A 3,163-nucleotide genomic window follows, 5' to 3' on the forward strand; every position below is an offset into this window, starting at 1 on the left:
CTGATCGCGGTCACGCTGTTCCAGATCGCCGTGCAGGCCGACGGCGGAAATGCCTTTGGCGGTCAGGTGATCGACGGTTTCCTGAACCTGCTGCTTAGTGAAGCAGAACGCCACGCAGGACGCCGGACGGAAGTGGTGCAGGACTTTGGTCACCGCGCTCATGCGCTCTTCCGGGGAAATCTCGTAGAAGCGCTGCTCGATCTGCGTGTCGTCGTGGAAGGCTTCAGCCTTGACGGTCTGCGGATCGCGCATGAATTTCGAAGCCAGTTGCTTGATGCCCACCGGGTAGGTCGCGGAGAACAGCAGAGTCTGCCGGCGCTCCGGGGTCTTGATGATGATGTCTTCGATGGCGTCGTAGAAACCCATGTCGAGCATGCGGTCGGCTTCGTCGAGGATCAGCGTGTTCAGGCCATCGAGCACCAGCGAACCCTTGCGCAGGTGCTGCTGAATGCGCCCCGGGGTGCCGACGATGATGTGCGCGCCGTGCTCCAGCGAAGCGATCTGCGGGCCGAACGAGACGCCACCGCACAGGGTCAGGACTTTGATGTTGTCTTCGGCGCGGGCCAGACGACGGACTTCCTTGGCCACCTGGTCGGCCAGTTCGCGGGTCGGGCAAATCACCAGCGCCTGGCACCCGAAGTAGCGCGGGTTGATCGGGTTGAGCAGGCCGATGCCGAACGCGGCGGTCTTGCCGCTGCCGGTCTTGGCCTGGGCGATCAGGTCCATCCCCTTGAGGATCACCGGCAAGCTCTGCGCCTGGATCGGCGTCATCTGGGCATAACCGAGTGATTCGAGGTTAGCCAGCATGGCGGCGGACAGCGGCAGAGTATTAAAAGCGGTGGCGATGGTGGTCACGGGACTGGCCTGCAAAACAAAATGTCGCGCAGTGTAGCAGCCCCGTGCCAGTTTCCTCGACAGTTCTGGACGAACAGCGATTGAACCCGAGGCAGGGATTACCTGTGGCGAGGGGATTTATCTGTGGCGAGGGGATTTATCCCCGATGGGGTGCGCAGCACCCCCCAATACCTGCCACCTCAATTCATCAGGCTGACTGCATCCAACCTTTTTGGGGTTGCTGCGCAACCCAGCGGGGATAAATCCCCTCGCCACGGAAGTCCTTCAGCAGCCACAGATGTCCTCCAGCACAATCAGTGCTCGATGTGCTCTTCCGGGCGCTTGGCGCGGCGCCCGTCTTCCTTGGACAGCTGCGAGAAGATCGTCGCCGCCAGCATCGCCATCACACCGACCGTGACGAAGGTCAGCTGGAACGCGCCGAGTACGGTTTCCACGCCATCGTTGCCGACCTTCGCAGTGAAGCCACCCAGCAGCGCGCCGGCGCAAGCCACGCCGAGGCTCAGCGACAACTGCGCTACCACCGACAGCAGACTGTTGCCGCTGCTGGCGCTGGCATCGTCGAGGTCGATCAGCGTCACCGTATTCATCGCGGTGAATTGCAGCGAGTTGATCGCACCCAGCACGGCTAGCAGGCACAGCAGCAGCCAGTACGGCGTCTGCTCGCTGACCAGACCCATGCTCGCCAGCATGATCCCCAGCGCCAGCGTGTTGCCGGTGAGGACGATGCGATAGCCGAGGCGTTCGATCAGCGGACGCGCGACCCACTTGGCGATCATCGCTGCAGCGGCCAGCGGCAACATGCTCATCCCCGCTTGCGACGGCGAGTAACCCAAGGCCACTTGCAGCAGTAGCGGTACCAGAAACGGCAGGGCGCCGCTGCCCAGTCGCGCAAACAGGTTACCGAGGATGCCCACGGCGAAAGTGCGGGTCTTGAACAATGACGGCGCGAACAACGGGTTTTCGATGTGCCCGGCGCGCAGCCAGTACGCCGCCAGACAGGCCATGCCGGCGAACAGCAGCAACATCACCCGCAGGTGCGGCAGGTGCAGTTCGCCAAGGCCTTCCATGGCGATGGTGATGAGGATCATCGCCGCGCCGAACAGCAGAAAACCGAGGCTATCGAAGCGCGTGCGCTCCGTGCCGCGCAGGTCGGGAATGAACTTCCACACCGCATAACAGCCGATCACCCCGACCGGCAGATTGATCAGGAAGATCCAGTGCCACGTCACGTATTCCACCATCCAGCCGCCCATGGTCGGGCCGATAAGCGGGCCGAGCAGGCCGGGAATGGTGATGAAACCCATGATCCGCACCAGTTCCGAGCGCGGGTAGGCACGCAGCACCACCAGTCGCCCGACCGGCAGCATCAGCGCGCCGCCGAGGCCCTGAATCACCCGTGCACCGATGAGCATGCTCAGACTGCTGGACAAAGCGCACAGCAACGAGCCGAAACTGAACAGCAGAATCGCGCCGAAGAAGATTTTCTTGGTGCCGAAGCGGTCGGCGATCCAGCCGGAGGCCGGGATCAGCAGAGCCACGGTGAGCATGTAGGCGATGATCACACCCTGCATGCGCAACGGGTCTTCGGCCAGATCGCTGGCCATGGCCGGCAGCGCGGTGTTGAGGATGGTCCCGTCGAGGGACTGCATGAAGAACGCAATGGCGACGACCCACGGCAACCAGCGGGCGGTGATGGCGTCGAGAGGCGGGCGGTTGGGCATGGAACCTCGTGTGGGTGGTTAATCCAGATTTTTGTTCAAACATGAAACCCTGTGGCGAGGGGATTTATCCCCGCTGGGTCGCGCAGCGGCCCCCAAAAAGCGGGACTGCTGCGCAGTCCATCGGGGATAAATCCCCTCGCCACAGTTTCTACTCCAACAGGTGATCCCCTGTGTGCCGGGGATCTTTGTTTTACAGCGTTAGGGTCAACCGGCTGACCAGCGCCCCCGGCAACAGCGATGACGAGGTATTGCGCTGACTGTAGGTACTCGCCGACAGCAGCAATTCACGCTCGGTAGTCAACGCTTCCAACTGCGAGCCGAGCAGGTTGTAGGCGCTGTCATCGAAACGCATGGTGCTGACCGGCGCCTGGATTTCGCCGTTCTCGACCCAGAAGGTCGCGAAGCGGGTCATGCCGGTCATGCGCGCCGCCGGTTGATCCGAGTAGTTCAGGTACCACAGGTTGCTGATGTACAGCCCGGTGCCCAACTGCTTGAGGATCTCTTGCTGCGACAGATCACCGGCGGCCATGTTCAATGCACTGGGCATTTCGCCGCCGCCCGCACCGTTCGCCGCCAGACCATATTCG

3 protein-coding genes are annotated in these 3,163 nt (G+C 62.5%); all 3 read right to left on the bottom strand.

Annotated elements, in window-relative coordinates; all coding sequences use genetic code 11:
• The coding region (locus OQK_RS13080) for a DEAD/DEAH box helicase (protein WP_177318489.1) at positions 1–807 on the bottom strand (807 nt) is incomplete at its 3' end.
• A gap of 341 nt (positions 808–1,148) precedes the next feature.
• A complete protein-coding gene (gene mdtD, locus OQK_RS13085; protein WP_016772799.1) occupies positions 1,149–2,576 on the bottom strand; it encodes a multidrug transporter subunit MdtD in 1,428 nt (475 codons plus the stop codon).
• Positions 2,577–2,766: 190 nt separating this feature from the next.
• The coding region (locus OQK_RS31275; protein ID WP_038860922.1) for a metallopeptidase TldD-related protein at positions 2,767–3,163 on the bottom strand (397 nt) is incomplete at its 5' end.

The organism is Pseudomonas sp. R62, assembly GCF_000257605.1.
Classification (GTDB): Bacteria; Pseudomonadota; Gammaproteobacteria; order Pseudomonadales; family Pseudomonadaceae; genus Aquipseudomonas; species Aquipseudomonas atacamensis.

Bases quoted from the DNA above. Each gene is read 5' to 3' on its own strand.
- mdtD (WP_016772799.1), bottom strand. From the start codon at position 2,576: ATGCCCAACCGCCCGCCTCTCGACGCCATCACCGCCCGCTGGTTGCCG.